We start from the raw sequence: 17,112 nt of genomic DNA on the forward strand, positions 1-17,112 counted from the left end.
ATCAATTAATTATTAGATAGTAATGTGGGTTATCATCCCTCTTTTGCATTATGGCAGCGCCATTTTTCTACCTTGCTATACTCACTTAAACCATAGCTGAATTTTTATGGTTAGCAGAATGAGCGAGCAAACAAAGCATCGAACGGCGCCGACGCCGCCATCGTCGGAAGATCTTGCCGTGTTACAGCGTATCTACGGGATGATGGATATTGATTACGTCAATATCGTGCGGATAGAGCATGTAAACAAGGCGTTGGAACGCTGGCCGCTGTTGGCAGAGTGTCGCCAGCTGGCAGAACGACGGGACTAATCCATATGGTAACGGTAGCGCTACAGGGGATTCGCGGCGGTGTCGGAACTACCGGTACCGCCGCGGCGCTGGGTTGGGCGCTCAATGGTCTGGGACAGCGGGTGCTGGTGGTCGATGCCAGCCCCGGCGCTCAGCTGGGTATGCATTTCAACCTGCCGCTCGCCGATCGCGCGGGCTGGGCGGCGGCGCTGTTGGATGGCAGTGCGTGGCAGGCGACGGCCTGGCGCTATACCGAAGGGCTGGATGTTCTGCCTTTCGGCACGGTGGATCCGGCGCAGTTGCCTGCGCTAGCGGCCTGCGTAAGCCAGGCTGAGTGGCGGGCGTCCTTTGCGTCGCAAAGCGCGGCCTACGACTGGATCATCCTGGATATTGGCAGCGGGCATGCGCCCGTATCTCGGCAAATGGCGGCGTTCAGCGAGCTGTTGCTGCTGTTGATGATGCCGGATGCCAACTGCCATTTGCGCTTGCATCGTCAGGCGCTGCCCGATGATGCGCACCTGCTTATCACGCAGCTGTTACCCGGCAGCGTATTGCAAGAGGATCTCTACCTGCTGTGGAAGCAGACGCTGCCCAGATTGGTGCCGTTGGTTATGCACCGAGATGAGGCCGTCGCCGAGGCTGCCGCAGGTAAACAGCCTCTCGGTGAGTATGCGCCCTATTCCCAGGCGGCGCAGGAGGCCACCAACCTGGCCGCATGGTGCCTATTACAGCGTCTGCCAGGCCAGCGCCCAGCGCGCGCGGAGGCGACATGATACATGCGTTGGATGTGCTGCTGGCGGCGCCGGCCAGGCGGGCATGGACGCAGCGCTATCGGGCGTGCCGCACGCATGGCGCGACGTCGCCGGGTGCGATAAGCGGTTGTTTCTGGCTTACGTTAGCGTGGCTGTTTCTGCATTGGGAGTCGCCGGCTTGGCAGGCTATCCGTCAGCAGCAGGCCGCGTTGTTTCCTCATCTCGATCCGCTGCGGCCCCGTCCACTCGATCCGGTGCGATATGGGCTGCAGGCGATATGGCTATTGTTGACCCGCTGGCCGCATTCCGAAACGTTACTGGGCGCTCTCCGCCGCGTAAGCAGGCATTTCCTGCAGTGGCTGGCGGGGTTACCGGCGCGATGGGGACGGCGGAAGGGCGAATCGGTCTGGTTGGATGAGCTACCTAATGCTTTGCGCCGGGTTGTATTGACGCTGTCGGCGCTGCTGGGGGCCGCACTCGCGTTACTGTGTATTTCTCAGCCGTTTGACCTGCTGTCACAGTGTATCTTTGTGCTGCTGCTGTGGGGATGCGCGATGGTGATCCGCCATATTCCCGGGCGCTTCACCACGCTGCTGCTAGTACTGCTGTCCATTACGATTTCTTGCCGTTACATCTGGTGGCGCTATACCTCAACGTTGAATTGGGACGACCCTTTCAGCCTGATCTGTGGCCTGCTGCTGTTAGCCGCTGAAACCTATGCCTGGGTCGTGCTGCTACTGGGGTATTTTCAATCGGTATGGCCGCTGAATCGCCCGCCGGTGGCTTTGCCCAAGGCGATGGATCAATGGCCTATAGTCGATGTTCTGATCCCCACCTATAACGAAGATCTCAGGGTGGTTAAACCCACCATCTACGCTGCGCTGGGGATCGATTGGCCTCGGGATCGGATCAACATCTATCTGCTGGATGACGGCGGCCGTGACAGCTTTCGCCAGTTTGCCGAGGAGGTTGGCGTTCACTATCTTGCGCGTCCAACCCATGAGCATGCCAAGGCCGGTAACTTAAACTATGCGCTGAAGCGCATCAAAGGTGAGTTTGTTGCGGTGTTTGACTGCGATCATGTGCCCACCCGTACGTTTCTGCAGCTGACCATGGGCTGGTTTTTACACGATGCGCGGCTGGCGATACTACAAACGCCGCACCATTTTTTCTCGCCGGATCCGTTTGAGCGCAACCTAGGGAACTTCCGACGCACTCCGAATGAGGGCCAGCTATTTTATGGCCTGCTGCAGGATGGCAACGATATGTGGAATGCCACCTTCTTCTGTGGCTCCTGCGCGGTGCTGCGCCGGACGGCGCTGGATGAGGTCGGCGGTATCGCCGTTGAGACGGTGACCGAGGATGCGCATACCTCGCTGCGCCTGCACCGTAAGGGCTGGACATCTGCCTATATCCGCATTCCGCTGGCGGCCGGGCTGGCGACGGAGAGCCTGTCGGCACATATCGGCCAGCGTATGCGCTGGGCCCGCGGCATGACTCAGATTTTCCGCCTGGATAATCCCTTTTTGGGCAAAGGGTTAACCCTGGGGCAGCGTTTGTGCTACGCCAACGCCATGATGCATTTTCTCTCCGGTATTCCCCGGCTGATCTTCCTGGTCGCGCCGTTGGCGTTTCTGCTGTTTCACACCTACGTTATTTTTGCGCCGGCGATGGCGATCGTGCTGTATGTGATTCCGCATATGTTTCATTCCAGCTTGGCGCGCATTCGCCTCCAGGGGCGCCATCGTCACTCTTACTGGAATGAGATCTATGAAACGGTATTGGCCTGGTATATCGCCCGTCCGACGCTGGTGGCGCTGATCAACCCGAAGAAAGGGCGTTTCAATGTGACCCAGAAAGGGGGATTGGTCTCGCATAATCATATGGATTGGGTTATTTCGTCGCCCTATCTGTCGCTGGTGTTATTGAGCGTGCTGGGGCTGGTGTTTGGTGCCTGGCGTCTGTTTTTTGGCCCGCAGAATGAGCAACTTACCGTGCTGCTGACTGTCGGATGGGTGATCTACAACCTCGTTATTCTGGGCGGCGCAGCGGCGGTCGCCGTTGAGGTGCGCCAGATCCGTCAGGCGCACCGAGTAGACATCGCGATGCCGGCAATCCTGATGCGCCACGATGGACATCTTTACCCCTGCACACTGCACGATTATTCCGACAGCGGCGTGGGTATTGAGCTGGCGGATGAGCGTCTGTGCCTACGGGAAGGTGAGTCTATTTCTCTGCTGCTGCAGAAAGGGGAAGAGAGTTTTGTGTTTCCGGTTGCGGTAACGCGGGTCGTGGGGCGACGGGCTGGGCTGCGTTTGGATGGACTGAGCGTCGCACAGCATATTGCGTTTATCCAGTGCACCTTTGCCCGCGCCGATACCTGGGCGCTGTGGCAGCAGGCCATCCCAGAGGATCATCTGGGCGGTGGTTTTGTCGGCATTTTACGCCTGGTGGGGCGCGGTTACCGTAGCCTGGCTGAGTATGCCCCGGCACCGTGGCGCATGCCGATCATGGTGGCGGTGTGTTTGGGCGCTTGGCTGGTTTCCTTTGTACCGCGTCCGATAGCGGGACGCCAGACCACGTAGTGTGTATGCAGTATGTGGGCACTAACTTATTATGGAGCAACGGAGATACCCATGATGAAGATGATACACCTGTTGTGGGCTGCCATCGCGCTGGGCTCCAGCACGATGGCGCAGGCACAGTCTCCGTTTCCAGCGGCGTCAGATAGCGCGCCGGCGGCGGATGGCGCAGCGGCACTGGTAACGGCGCATTCTTCGGCTGCACCGGTCTCGACGCAGACGCTGGATTTGACCCGGTTAGCCTCCGGGCCGACAGTACTGCGCGGCGATAATCCCAATGCCTATATGGAGTTCGGGGTGCCGCGCGACCAGCTGGTGACCAATGCGATGCTTAACCTGGTGTTTACTCCGTCGCCGTCGCTGGTGCCGCTGGTATCTCAGGTTAAGGTATTCCTCAACGATGACCTGGTCGGCGCCGTGGCGGTCGATAAAAGTCAGTTAGGGCATGCCAATCAGGTCCAGGTGCCGCTAGATGCCCACTATATTACCGATTTTAACCGCATTCGCCTGGAGTTCGTCGGTCGCTATCAGTCTTACCGCCAGTGCGACAACGAGTGGCATCCGACCCTGTGGCTGGCCATCGGGCAGGGCAGTAGCCTGACGCTGACGACCCAGTCCCTGTTACTGCAAAACGACTTATCCCTATTCCCCCGGCCCTTCTTTGACAGCGCCAGCAAGGTGCCGCTGACGCTACCGGTGGTGTTCGCCGCCGAGCCGGATCTGGCGCAGCAGCAGGCCGCGGCGGTGCTGGCATCCTGGTTCGGTGCGCAGGCGCAGTGGCGCGGTCAGCGTTTTCCGGTGCTGTATAATCAGCTGCCGGATCGGCATGGGGTGGTGTTTGCGACTAATGCGCAGCGTCCAGACTTTTTAGCTGACTACCCGGCGGTTGATGGGCCGACGGTGGCGATGATTTCCCGGCCGGATAATCCTTATATCAAGATGCTGTTGATTATGGGGCGTGACGATCGCGACCTGATGACGGCGGTGCGGGGGATTGCCCAGGGCGATATCCTGCTGCGCGGCGATAGCGCCCGCGTCGATCGGGTCGAGACGCTCGCTCAGCGGCAGCCGTATGACGCGCCCAACTGGGTGCCGACCGACCGGCCGGTCACCTTTGGCGAGCTGCAAAGCTATCGCGATCAGCTACAGTCAAGCGGGGTGCGTCCGGCGCCGATATCCTTAACTTTGAATCTGCCGCCGGATCTGTTTTTGCTCCACAACGCCTATGTGGATATGAATCTGAAGTACCGCTATACCCAGCCGCCGTTTAATGACGGTTCGCGTATGACCGTGAATATCAATAATCAATTTTTACAGGCTTTCCCGCTACTGCCCTCGGAAGATCAAGAGCGTACATTATTACATATCCCTTTGATTCAGGGCTTGTTTGATAAGATGGATGCCGTCACTATCCCCGCGATAAAGCTGGGGGTTCAGAACCATCTGCGCTTCGATTTTGACTATGTGGTGCCCTATCTGACGCCCTCCAACGGCGAGTGCGTCTCTTATCAACCGTTGCCGAATACCGTGGCCATCGGTGACGCCTCGACCCTTGATTTCTCCGGTTTCCGTCACTTTATCGCGATGCCGGATCTGCGCAGCTTCGCCAACGCTGGTTTCCCCTTTAGCCGCCTGGCCGATCTGTCGCAAACCCTGGTGGTGGTGGCGCCTAAACCCTCGCCGGTACAGGTGAGTACCCTGCTGTCGGCGCTGGGGAACATCGGCGCGCAGACCGGCTATCCGGCGCTGGCGGTGACCCTGAGTGACGACGTTGCGCAGGCGCAGGATAAGGATCGCGATATTCTACTGATCGGGCGTATTCCACCGACGCTGCGCGACGCGGATCGGGTTGCGGCGCTGGTGAGCGCGACGCAGAGCTGGCTGGAGAGCCCGATGAATACGACGACGGACAACACGATTCCGGATCCCGGCGCGACGCGCGCCGCCGCGAAAACGACCCTCAGCGCGACGGCGCCGCTGGCCGCCATCGTCGGTTTTCAGTCTCCATTCAATGCGCAGCGTAGCGTGGTGGCGCTGCTGGCAGACGATCAGCCGGGCTATGAGTTGCTTAATAATGCCTTGATTGACAGCGGTAAAACCGAGGCGATGTACGGTTCGGTCTCTATTATTCGCACCTCCGGCGTCAATAGTTTGCGGGTGGGCGACATTTACTACGTTGGCCACCTGCCTTGGTGGGAGCGCCTATGGTATATCTTCTCCTCTCATCCGTTCATTCTGGCGGCCTTGGCGCTGCTGGCGATTGTTCTGGTGAGCCTGGTGCTGTGGCGAGTGCCGCGTATGCTGCGCCGCCGCCGTCTGGATCCCGACGATAGGAGATAAGCGCATGAAGGAGTCGGTCTGCCGTGCACTGATGGCTGCCACATTGCTGTGTGTCAGCGTCGCCGCCGTTGGCGCGCCCTGTAAATGGCATGAGTGGGAACAGTTTCGTCAGGGCTATATCAGCCCTGACGGGCGGGTTATCGATCCCAGCTCTCCCCGCCAGATAACCACCTCGGAGGGGCAAAGCTATGCGCTGTTCTTTGCCCTGGTCAATAACGATCGCGCCTTGTTCGCTAAGCTATTGGCCTGGACGCAGAATAACCTGGCGCGGGGCAGCCTGAGCCAGCGTTTGCCGGCCTGGAAGTGGGGGCTCCATGATGACGGACGCTGGCGCGTATTGGATGACAACTCCGCCGCGGATGCCGACCTGTGGATGGCCTATGTGCTGCTGGAGGCCGGACGTCTGTGGCAGGATACCGACTACCAGCATTTGGGCGTTCAGCTGCTGGAGCGGATTGCCCGGGAGGAGGTGGTCTCCCTGCCAGGGGTTGGCGTGATGCTGCTGCCGGGGCGCCAGGGGTTCCGCTCCGGCGCCCTGTGGACGGTAAATCCAAGCTATCTGCCGCCGCAGATCCTGGCCCGGCTTGCGCCGTTGCATGGGCCGTGGAATCGCCTGCAGTACAGCGCATTGCGGATGTTAGAGGCGTCGTCGCCGCAGGGTATCGTGCCGGACTGGACCAACTGGCAGCGGAATAAGGGCTGGCTGCCGACGCCGGGACGGGCCTATATCAGCGGCTATGATGCTATCCGGGCCTATCTGTGGGCGGGAATGCTGGCCGACGGCGCTCCGGCCAAACGCGCGCTGGTGAAGCACTGGCAGCCGATGGTGGCGCTGAGTGAGCGTCTGGGATATATCCCTGAAAAGGTCAGCGTGCTGGGCGCTCAGCCCCAGGGTGAAGGCAACGTCGGGTTCTCTGCCGCCATGCTACCGTTTCTGGACGCCAGCAACAGCCCGTTGTTGGCGGCGCAGCGCCAGCGGGTAAAAGACAACCTGCCGGGGAACAATAACTACTACAGTTCAGTCCTGACGCTGTTTGGCCTGGGATGGGATCAGCGGCGTTACCGTTTTAATCTACAGGGCGAACTGGTGCCAAACTGGGGTGCCGTATGCGATGTTTCCGACTGAGTCTGACCGCCCTGCCGGTGACGTTGGCGCTGAGCGCGCCACTGTGCGCCAGCGAGGTAAATGCGACTGACTGGCTGCTGCAGCAGGTGCGTATAGGCGAGTCTTCGCAGCGTTACGATCTGGTAACGCAGTCGCTCAACCGTCTGATGATGATCGCGCCCGATGATCCCGAGGTGATCCTGGCGCGTATTCGCATGCTGCTGCGCCAGGGGGATATGGCTGCAGCCAGCCAGCTTGTCGAGACGTCGTGCCGTCCGGCACCGGATGCCGCCGTGTGCCAAACGGCGCGGATGCAGGTGGCGCTGAGTATGCCGGAGGGACATCAGGGGCTGCAGCAGGCGCGCCTGCTGGCGTCCGGCGGCCAGTATGCGGCGGCCGTCGCAGCCTATGACAAACTGTGGCACGGCATGTCGCCTCCGCTGGAGTTTGCGCCGGAGTACTGGCGTACGGTCGCCCGTCTGCCGGGGCAGACTGCGCGGGCGATAGCGGCGCTGCAGGCCGTTAATCAGCGCTATCCCAACAGCGCTGCGCTGCAAACGACATTGATTGGTCTGCTGTTTGCTGACGGAAAAGAGGCGCAGGCCTACGCCTTGCTGACGCAGATGGCGGCAGACGGTGCCACCCGCGATAGCGCCGCCTCTCTGTGGATGGCGCAGATCCAGCGTATGCCGCTGGGCGAGCAGAGCGTGGCGGCCCTGCAGCGTTATATTCAGGTGTTTCACGATGCGCCGCAGGCCGTAGCCGACGCACAGGCTCTACTGCAGACGCAGCAAGCCCAGCTGGCGGATCCGCTGTATCGGGCGCGCAGTACGGGGCTGGCGCAGGCTGCCGCCGGAAATGACAGCAAGGCCCAGCCGCTGCTGCAGCAAACGCTGCGTCAGCATCCCAACGATGCGGAGACGCTGGGCGCGCTGGCGCAGACCTATTCACAGCAGGGCGATCGTCAGCGGGCGATCGCCCTGTTTGAACGCGCTATCGCGGCCGATCCACACAGCGATCAGCTGAGCAAATGGCAAAGCCTGCTGAAGACGAATCGCTACTGGCTGCTGATTAAACAGGGGGATGAGGCGTTGGCGGCGCATCAATACGCCCTGGCGCAGCAGCGATATCGTCAGGCTCAGGCGCTGGATGGCGAGAATGCCTACGGGCCGATCGGTCTGGGGGATGTGGCCGCGGCGCAGGGGGATTTAGCGCTGGCGGAGCACTCATATCGCCTGGCGCTACGGCACGATCCGCTGAATGGCAGTGCGCTGAGAAAGTTAGTGAGTCTTTACCAGCGGCAGTCGCCGGAGAAGGCGCTGGCCTACCTGCAGCAGCTGCCGGCGGCGCAGCGCCGGGCCATGCAGTCGGCGTATAGCGAGCTGCAAAGCGATGCGCTGCAGCAGCAGGCGGCGGCCCTGGCGGGGCGTCAGGCCTGGGGCAGCGCGCTGGAAAAGCTGAATGAGGCGCAGCGTCTGACGCCGGACGATGTCTGGCTGAACTACCGGCTTGCCGGTACGCTGGTCAGCGCCGGACAGCCTGAGCGGGCCGATGCGCTGATGCAGCGCATGGACCAGCGTTTCTCCCACAGCGGCGACCAAGTGTACGCCCGCGCGCTGTATCTCTCCTCCCGAGGTCAGCCCGATCAGGCTCAGGCGGTGCTGCGCCGGATCCCCGCGGCGCAGTGGAGCGACGGCATGCGCGCGCTGGATCTGCGCCTGCAGGCCCAGCATATAGTCGACTACGCCAACGGTCTGCGCGACGGCGGCCATGAGCAGCAAGCGATCGCTTACTTACAGCGCCAGCCCGCCACCACGGCGATTGATCTGACGCTGGCCGACTGGGCGCTGGCCCGGGATGACTATACGGATGCCCTGACGGGATATCAGGGCGTCCTGGCGCGCGATCCGCAGAACAGCGATGCCCGTTTAGGGGTGATTGAAACGCGGGTGGCGCAGGGCGATCGCCGCGCGGCCGAGGAGGCGCTGCGGCGCCGGCCGCCGCAGGCGGCGGCGGACGATCTTAACGTACAGCGCCGGCTCGCCAATGCCTGGGCCGCCAGCGGGGATCCGCAGCAGGCCCGGCGCATCTTTGACTCGCTCCTGCCGGCGGCGCGCCGAACGCCGGGCATGGCGGGGGCGCTGGTGCTGCGTGACGATGCGCGTCTGGCGGTACAGTCGCGCCAAACCGCGCGGGCGCAGAACGATCTGCGTTCGGCCATGGTCGCCACGGGTATCAGTGAGACGCCGCCGCAGGATAATGATGCGTTTACCCGCCTGACGCGCACTGTGCCGCAGGATGACTGGTTAAAACGCAGCGTTCGCGCCGACGGCGCCGATCTCTATCGTCAGCAGGAGGTCCGCTTTACCCTTGAGCACGACTACTGGGGCTCTAGCGGCACCGGAGGCTATTCCAATCTCAAGGCCCATACGACGATGCTGCAGGCCGATATGCCGCTGTACGATGGCCGCCTTTTCCTCCGCGGCGATCTGGTCAATATGGATGCAGGCCGCCTATCGGGCGGCGCCTACCAGGATAAGTTTGGCAGCTGCTATGTTACGGGATGTCCGGCCGGCGAGGGGCAGCGTGGCGCCGGAACCAGCCTAGCCGTTGGCTGGCATAATGGGGCCTGGCAGATGGATATCGGGACAACGCCCATCGGCATGAAGGTGGTGGACTGGGCGGGCGGTATCGCCTACAGCGGTAGCTGGGATCATATTGGCTGGACGCTGGAAGCCCACCGCCGCCCGGTCTCCAGCTCCCTGCTGTCGATGGGGTGGCGTCCGACGCAACGGCGTCGCGCTGAGCGGCAGCTACGATCGCGGCGGGCCGCACGGCCTGTGGGGCACGCTGAGCGCCGACTATCTGGAGGGCAAGAACGTCGAGAGCAACAGCAGCATGCGCTGGATGGGGGGCTACTACTACAAGCTGATCAATGAAGATAACCGTCGAGTCAGCGTTGGGCTCAGCAATATGCTCTGGCATTACGACAAGGATCTCAGCGGTTATACCCTGGGACAGGGCGGCTACTACAGTCCGCAGCAGTATGTGTCGTTCGGGATACCCGTCAACTATCGCCAGCGCACGGAGAACTGGTCGTGGGAGCTGGGCGGATCGGTCTCCTGGTCCTACGCCAACACGGCACGGCAGGCGCGCTACCCGCTGCAGAATCTGGTCGACAGTACGACGGTGCCTGACTATGCCGCATCGGACGACGGCGGCGGCAGCAATGGCTTCGGCTATACCCTGCGGGCGATCGTGGAGCGGCGGCTGAGCAGCCACTGGTTCGTCGGCGCCGGGGTCGATATTCAGCAGGCGAAGGACTATACCCCCAGCCATGCGCTTATCTATGTGCGCTACTCAATGCAGGGGTGGCAGGGCGACATGGATCTGCCGCCGCAGCCTCTGCGGCCCTATGCCGATTTCTAGAGCGGAGGCAGATACGCCGCGCGCGGACGAATAGGCCGCTGCGCGGCGTTTTTTTTACGTAATATTATGTGGATATGGAGCATGATGGTTCTCACTTATCCCAGGGATGGAATGGGAAAGGCGCGAAACGATCTTTTGGTATAGTTAATAACATTGGCTAATCCAGTATACTCGGCCGGTTTGAGGCCTGTGGGCGCCGCCGACGCGGCGGCGGGCCGTCAGCAAATTTTGTGTGCGGAGAGAGAGTTTGCGAGTCAGTCGTTCCTTAACCATAAAACAGATGGCGCTGGTCTCCTCGGTGGCGCTGGTGACCGTCTGTATCTTCACGGTGATTCAGCTGTTTCACTTTGTGCAACAGCGTAAGGATGACTATGGCCAGCAGATGCAGAGTATTGCCCAGTCGGTGCGCCTGCCGCTGGCCGACGCGATGCTGAACATGGATGTCGCCAAGACCCAGCAGATCCTGGACGGCCTGCGGGCGAGCGGGATCCTGGCGCGAGCTGATATCGTATTGCCCCATCATGAGGTTCAGGTGCTGCGCGGTCACTTTCCCGCGGCACGTCCCGTGCCGCGCTGGGCGGGCCGGCTTTTCCACCTGCCGCTGCAGCTCTCTACTCCGCTGTATGGCGTGGATCGCGGCCGTGCGACGCCGGATCATCCGCTGGGCTATCTGATCCTGCAGGTGGACTCGTTCCGTCTGTACCGTTTTATTCTCACGACCTTCGCGACCATGGTGTCGACCTACCTGCTGCTGGCGCTGATCCTGACGGTGGCCGTCAGCTGGTGCATGAACCGCCTGCTGGTGCATCCGCTGCGGGCGCTGGCGCGTGAGCTGCGCAGCATGCCGCTGGAGGCGCCGCACTACCATCAGCTCCCCCTGCCGCCTCACCACGGCGATGATGAGCTGGGGCTCTTGGTGCGTACCTATAACCGTAATCAGCAGGCGCTGGAGAGGACGCGCCAGACCATGGGCCAGCTGTCGACGCGCTATCCCCAGACTAACCTTCCCGGTCAGGCGCTGTTTGTGTCGCTGCTGGAGCAGCAGTGCCAGACCGGGCGTGAGGGACAGTGCGTGATGATGGTCAGCATCCCGACCCTGCAGGAGGCGATGGGGGTGTTGGACTGCGGGCAGCGCGACATGTTGCTGATGACGCTGGTGGAGCGCCTACATGAGGGGATCTCACCGGCCAGTCTGCTGGCGCAGGCGAGTCAGGACGGCTTTTGGATCCTGGCGTGCGATGCGGCGCGCCCGAGTGACGCGATGCAACAGGCGCAGCGTCTGATGAGCCTGCTAACGCAGCCGGTGACTCTGGACAATCTGGCGCTGCGGCCAACGGCGGCGATCGGGATCGCGATGCGCCGGCCGTCGCTGGAGGCGACAGAGGAGGTGGGTGGGCTTAGCCAGACGGAGCGGCTGCTGACGCAGGCTCGCTCGGCGCTGAATATGGCGCTGACGGACGGGAAGAATCGGGTGCTGTTTTTTGAGCCACAGCTGGCGGAGCGTGTTAAGGCGCGCCTCACCCAGGAGAATGAAATTCTGAACGCACTGCGTCAGGGCGATTTTGAGTTGTACCTGCAGCCGCAGATCGATCTGCGCAGCCAGCGGCTAGCGGGGGCGGAGGCGCTGATCCGCTGGCATCGTCAGGACGGCGGCTGCAGCGAGCCATCTCAGTTTATTCCGCTGGCCGAGGAGCAGGGCGGTATCGTGGCGCTGGGCGAGTGGGTGCTGGAAGAGGCGGCGCGGATCTTAGTTGACTGGCAGCGACGGGGGCTGACGATACCGCTGTCGCTGAATGTCTCTGCGCGGCAGCTGGCCGACGTCCGCTTTGGTCAACGCCTGGAGACCCTGCTGCAGCAGTACGCGATTTCAGCGCAGCGTCTGCATCTGGAGATTACCGAAACCGCCTATATCAGCGATATCCACAGGGCGGCCAATACGCTGGATCGCCTGCGTAACCAAGGTGTGCGCGTGGCGCTGGATGATTTCGGCATGGGGTATGCCGGGCTGAACTACCTGCGTCATTTGCCCGTCGATATTCTGAAAATTGATAAAAGCTTTATCGATCAGATCCCGTTGGACGGTGCGCTGGTGCGCATTGTCGGTTCGATTGCCGAGGTGCTCTCCCTGGACGTGGTCGCGGAAGGGGTGGAGACTCAGGGGCAGTGCGATTGGCTGCTGGCCAACGGCATTCACTATGCCCAGGGATATTTCTTCTCGCCGGCGCTGTCCCTGCGTGATTTCCTGGCGAAGTACCCCGTGGCCGCGGCGGCGGCCCCCTCCGTTTAGCGTCGGTGATATCCCTGCTAGAAATAAGGATAACTCTTGCAGGGTCTTATGCGTTTCAGCTCATAGAATTGATTAAATAACTTTTATAATTGAAATACTGCGTTTCCATATTGTTAACTCAATGTTATTTTTAGCCGTATGCAATACCCGCCATTCGGGATGCAGAAGCAGCGCGTTCGTACCCGACCAGGAATACAAATCATGAAAAAAAGCATCTTCACGAGCCTCTATCTACAGGTGTTGGTGGCCATCACTATTGGTATTTTGCTCGGCCATTTCTATCCCGAGCTGGGTGCCCAGATGAAGCCGCTGGGCGATGGCTTTGTCAAACTGATTAAGATGATCATCGCGCCGGTGATCTTTTGTACCGTAGTGACCGGCATCGCCGGTATGGAGAGCATGAAAGCGGTGGGGCGCACCGGCGCCATTGCACTGCTCTATTTTGAGGTAGTCAGTACCATCGCGCTGATCATCGGCCTGGTGGTGGTGAACGTACTGCAGCCGGGCGCGGGCATGAACGTCGACCCGAACGCGCTGGACGCCAAGGCGGTCGCGGTCTATGCCGATCAGGCGGCGCAGCAGGGCATTGTGGCTTTCCTGCTCGACGTGATCCCCAGCAGCGTTATCGGCGCCTTTGCCAGCGGCAACATCCTGCAGGTGCTGCTGTTTGCGGTGATGTTTGGCTTTGCGCTGCACCATCTGGGTGAAAAGGGGCAGCTGATCTTCAACGTGATCGATAGCTTTGCCAAAGTGATTTTTGGCGTGATTAACATGATTATGAAACTGGCGCCCATCGGTGCCTTCGGCGCCATGGCGTTCACCATCGGTAAGTATGGAGTGGGGACGCTGGTACAGCTGGGGCAGCTGATCCTGTGCTTCTATATCACCTGCATCCTGTTTGTGGTGCTGGTGCTGGGCAGCATCGCCAAGGCGACGGGGTTCAGCATCTTCCGCTTTATCGCTTACATTAAGGAAGAGCTGCTGATCGTACTGGGCACCTCCTCCTCGGAGTCGGCGCTACCGCGGATGCTGGACAAGATGGAGAAGGTTGGCTGCCAGAAGTCGGTGGTGGGGCTGGTGATCCCCACCGGCTACTCCTTTAACCTGGACGGAACCTCTATCTATCTGACCATGGCGGCGGTATTTATCGCCCAGGCAACCAACGCCCACATGGATATCTGGCACCAGGTGACGCTGCTGGTGGTTCTGCTACTCTCTTCGAAGGGCGCCGCCGGCGTGACCGGCAGCGGCTTCATCGTCTTGGCCGCAACCCTGTCGGCGGTAGGGCATCTGCCGGTGGCCGGGCTGGCGCTGATCCTGGGCATCGATCGCTTCATGTCGGAGGCCCGGGCCCTGACTAACCTGATTGGTAACGGCGTGGCGACGATCGTTGTCGCCAAGCGCTGCCGTCAACTGGATGAAAAACAGATGCGGGCCGTACTCGGCGGCCGTGACAGTGCGCTGAGGGATCCCGTCGCGTAGCGCCTCTCCCGCGCGGCGACGGGTGTGCGCCGCCGCGTTTCTCCCCATTCCGCCCCTGCCCCCGGCTTTTTGTTACCGGGGGTGAATGTTCGCCCCCTGCGGCTTGATGCTGCCGGGGGCGCCTTTATAATGAGCCCATCTATTTCCCGCCGCGCAGCGTTACGCGGAATTTTTTTTAAGCGTGGGCGACTTTGGCCGTTTTCCGTGGTCTAACGGAACAACGCCTATATGCGTGGGCTATGCTTTTGTCCGATTTGAGTAGGGGTTCACATGCAATACACCAAATTGCGTCTGATGGTTGGTGGGCTGGCGCTGGCCATGGTCGGTACCAGCGTGCATTCTGAAACGCTACAGCCCGATCCTGCCTGGCAGGAGGGCAAGCTGCCAAACGGTTTTTCCTGGCAGATACTGGCGACGCCGCAGCGTCCATCCGATCGTATTGAGCTACGTATGATCGTCAACACCGGCTCGCTGTCGGAGTCTCCTCAGCAGATGGGGTATGCCCACCTGCTGCCGCGCCTGGCTCTGGCGCAGGGCAAGGGGCTTGACGCGACCGCCCTGCAGTCGTTTTGGCAGCAGGCAATCGATCCCGTCCGCCCGATGCCGGCGGCGATCACCTCGTACGATTACACCAGCTATAACCTGAGCCTGCCCAATAACCGCCCCGATCTGATGAAGGATGCCCTGCGCTGGCTGGCCAATACCGCCGGTGATCTGCAGGTGAATGTCGAGACGGTCGGTGAGGCGCTGAAAGGCACCGACAGCCGCGTGATGGCGCTGCCCGGCGAGGCCGGCGATCCCTGGTGGCGCTACCGCCTGAAGGGGTCCAACCTGCTAGGTCATGAGCCGGGGCGGACGGCGGCGGTTCCGCTGGCGCCGGCGCAGCTGAACTCTTTTTATCATCAGTGGTATACCCCCGATGCGATGACGCTGTATGTGGTCGGCAACGTGGATGCCCGGGCGCTGAGCGAACAGATTAATCAGACCTTCGGCCCTCTGAGCGGCAAGCGGGAGACGCCTGCCACCGTGCCGGCGCTGCCGGCGCTGGCCGCGGCACCGGTGAGCCTGATCGCCGATGGCGCCAAACAGGATATTCTGTCGCTGGTCTGGGATACGCCGTGGCAGCCGATCCGTGACTCTCAGATGCTGCTGCGCTATTGGCGTAGCGACTTGGCGCGCGAGGCGCTGTTCTGGCATCTACAGCAGGTGCTGGCCAACAGCGCGCTGAAGGGCAGCGTGAGCCTGAGCTTTAACTGCCAGGTGCAGTATCAGCGCTCGCAGTGCGCAATCCATTTAGAGACGGCCCAGGCATCGTTGAGCAAAACGCTGGCGTTTATCGCCGATGAGATGTCCGCGCTGCGTGACGATGGGATTACCCAGCCGGAGTTTGACACCCTGCTGGGGCAGAAGAGCGAGCAGCTGAGCCACCTGTTCGCCACCTATGCGCGGACCAATACCGATATCCTGATGAGTCAGCGCCTGCGCTCACAGCAAAGCGGCGTGGTGGACATCGCCCCGGAGGCCTATCAGAAGCTGCGTCAGACGTTCCTGAGCGGCCTGTCGTTGGACGATATTAATCAAGAGCTGCATATCATGCTGTCGCGGGAGCCCGCGGTGGTGCTGCGTCAGCCGCGCGGCGAGGCAGAGGAGAACGTCGGCCGGCTGCTGGAGGAGTATAACCGGGTGATGGGGCTCGGTGGTGAAGACGCCGTCGCCGCGGAGGCGGTAGAGCCGCCGTCCCAGCCGGCCGCCGCAGAAAACCCGGCCCACGAGACCACGCCGCCCCAGCCGCTGGCGCAGTAGGTACGCTGCGCTAGGTGCGACAGAACAACGCCGGCTTACGCCGGCGTTGTTCTGTGTGGCCTACCGAGGGGGGTTAGGCGGGCATGACGTCGCGGGGAATGATGGCACCGCGGTGCTGGATCACCGTACTGGCCGTCAGGTGCCCCCGGGCCGCAGCCGTCTGTACATCGCCGCCCAGCAGGCGGACGGACAGATAGCCCGCGCTGAAAGAGTCTCCGGCCGCGGTGGTGTCAATGACCTGCTCTTTGGCCAGTCTGACCGCCGGGATCTCATCGCGCCGGTCGCCGATGGAGACCAGGCAGGCGTCGGCGCCGCGCTTGATGACGACCTCGCTGACCCCCAGGGCGTGAGTGCGCTCCAGTACGGCATCCAGCGGCTGCTGGCCCCACAGTAAATCCTCATCGTCCAGCGTCAGAAACGCGATGTCGGTGCAGGCGAGCATCGCGCGATAGGCACTGCGGGCCTGCTCGATCCCCTGCCACAGGCGCGGGCGATAGTTATTATCAAAGATAACCTTGCCGCCGCTGTTCCGGCAGCGCTGCAGCAGCAGCATCAGGCGCTCGCGGCTGACGTCATCCAGAATGGCCAGGCTGATGCCGCTGAGATACAGGTAGTCAAACTGCGCCAGGCGATCGCAGATGGCATCGGCCTCGACGCTCTGCAGCCAGTAGCGGGCGGCGGCATCATTACGCCAGTAGTAGAACGTCCTCTCGCCGTGCGCGTCGGTTTCGATCACATACAGCCCCGGCAGCTTATCGCTCATGCGCTGAACCAGGCCCGTCTGTAGACCCTCCTGCTGCCAGGCATCGATCATTTCACCGCTGAAGCTGTCGCAGCCCAGCGCGGTGACATAGTGCACGGACAGGCGATCGGCCGGCACCTGACGGGCCAGATAGACGGCGGTATTCAGGGTATCGCCGCCGAATCCGCGCGTCAGATCCGCGCCTTTCTGTGACAGTTCAATCATGCATTCGCCAATAATGGCAATTTTCGCGCTCGTCATGGGAAATCAGCCCGTGGTAACCAGAGAAAATGGCCTCTAG

Annotated in this window: 9 protein-coding genes and 1 pseudogene; 9 read left to right on the top strand and 1 reads right to left on the bottom strand. The window is 61.5% G+C overall.

Annotation, left to right across the window (positions count from 1 at the left end):
• Positions 1–118: 118 nt before the first annotated feature.
• The 9 genes and pseudogenes from bcsR (at position 119) to QY76_RS03605 (ending at position 16,069) form a co-directional block, all read left to right on the top strand.
• A complete protein-coding gene (gene bcsR / locus QY76_RS03565; protein ID WP_034164084.1) occupies positions 119–310 on the top strand; it encodes a cellulose biosynthesis protein BcsR in 192 nt (63 codons plus the stop codon).
• A gap of 5 nt (positions 311–315) precedes the next feature.
• Positions 316–1,062 (top strand): cellulose biosynthesis protein BcsQ, encoded by a 747-nt coding sequence (gene bcsQ, locus QY76_RS03570; RefSeq protein ID WP_034164016.1) that lies wholly within the window; start codon positions 316–318, stop codon positions 1,060–1,062.
• Entirely contained in the window at positions 1,059–3,626 is a 2,568-nt protein-coding gene (gene bcsA, locus QY76_RS03575) for a UDP-forming cellulose synthase catalytic subunit (protein ID WP_045425985.1), read from the top strand. Before bcsQ ends, bcsA begins: the two co-directional genes overlap by 4 nt.
• 51 nt (positions 3,627–3,677) lie before the next feature.
• On the top strand, positions 3,678–5,963 hold the full coding sequence (bcsB, locus tag QY76_RS03580) for a cellulose biosynthesis cyclic di-GMP-binding regulatory protein BcsB (protein ID WP_045425988.1): 2,286 nt from the start codon (positions 3,678–3,680) through the stop codon (positions 5,961–5,963).
• Between the two features lie 4 nt (positions 5,964–5,967).
• The gene (gene bcsZ, locus QY76_RS03585) at positions 5,968–7,089 is read left to right on the top strand and encodes a cellulose synthase complex periplasmic endoglucanase BcsZ (RefSeq protein ID WP_034164012.1); all 1,122 of its coding nucleotides are present in this window, start codon (positions 5,968–5,970) and stop codon (positions 7,087–7,089) included.
• A pseudogene (gene bcsC / locus QY76_RS03590) lies at positions 7,071–10,497 on the top strand (cellulose synthase complex outer membrane protein BcsC). Before bcsZ ends, bcsC begins: the two are co-directional and overlap by 19 nt.
• 247 nt (positions 10,498–10,744) lie before the next feature.
• Complete coding sequence (hmsP, locus tag QY76_RS03595; RefSeq protein WP_081854094.1) at positions 10,745–12,784, top strand: biofilm formation regulator HmsP; 2,040 nt, start codon at positions 10,745–10,747, stop codon at positions 12,782–12,784.
• A 201-nt stretch (positions 12,785–12,985) separates the two neighbouring features.
• Positions 12,986–14,266 carry a dicarboxylate/amino acid:cation symporter gene (locus QY76_RS03600; RefSeq protein ID WP_034164009.1) on the top strand — a complete coding sequence of 427 codons (1,281 nt, stop codon included), beginning with the start codon at positions 12,986–12,988 and terminating at the stop codon, positions 14,264–14,266.
• A 270-nt stretch (positions 14,267–14,536) separates the two neighbouring features.
• Positions 14,537–16,069, top strand: a complete 1,533-nt coding sequence (locus tag QY76_RS03605) for a pitrilysin family protein (RefSeq protein ID WP_034164007.1) — start codon at positions 14,537–14,539, stop codon at positions 16,067–16,069.
• 73 nt (positions 16,070–16,142) lie between these two features.
• Here the strand turns inward: QY76_RS03605 and QY76_RS03610 are convergent, their stop codons facing one another.
• The gene (locus QY76_RS03610; protein WP_034164005.1) at positions 16,143–17,072 is read right to left on the bottom strand and encodes a sugar kinase; all 930 of its coding nucleotides are present in this window, start codon (positions 17,070–17,072) and stop codon (positions 16,143–16,145) included.
• Between the last annotated feature and the right edge of the window lie 40 nt (positions 17,073–17,112).

Source organism: Edwardsiella sp. EA181011 (assembly GCF_000800725.1).
Taxonomy (GTDB): domain Bacteria; phylum Pseudomonadota; class Gammaproteobacteria; order Enterobacterales; family Enterobacteriaceae; genus Edwardsiella; species Edwardsiella anguillarum.

Excerpts from the sequence above, each read along its gene's own strand:
- bcsA (WP_045425985.1), top strand. The coding sequence starts at position 1,059 with ATGATACATGCGTTGGATGTGCTGCTGGCGGCGCCGGCCAGGCGGGCA.
- bcsQ (WP_034164016.1), top strand. The coding sequence starts at position 316 with ATGGTAACGGTAGCGCTACAGGGGATTCGCGGCGGTGTCGGAACTACC.
- QY76_RS03600 (WP_034164009.1), top strand. The coding sequence starts at position 12,986 with ATGAAAAAAAGCATCTTCACGAGCCTCTATCTACAGGTGTTGGTGGCC.
- bcsB (WP_045425988.1), top strand. The coding sequence starts at position 3,678 with ATGATGAAGATGATACACCTGTTGTGGGCTGCCATCGCGCTGGGCTCC.
- bcsR (WP_034164084.1), top strand. The coding sequence starts at position 119 with ATGAGCGAGCAAACAAAGCATCGAACGGCGCCGACGCCGCCATCGTCG.
- QY76_RS03605 (WP_034164007.1), top strand. The coding sequence starts at position 14,537 with ATGCAATACACCAAATTGCGTCTGATGGTTGGTGGGCTGGCGCTGGCC.
- QY76_RS03610 (WP_034164005.1), bottom strand. The coding sequence starts at position 17,072 with ATGACGAGCGCGAAAATTGCCATTATTGGCGAATGCATGATTGAACTG.
- bcsZ (WP_034164012.1), top strand. The coding sequence starts at position 5,968 with ATGAAGGAGTCGGTCTGCCGTGCACTGATGGCTGCCACATTGCTGTGT.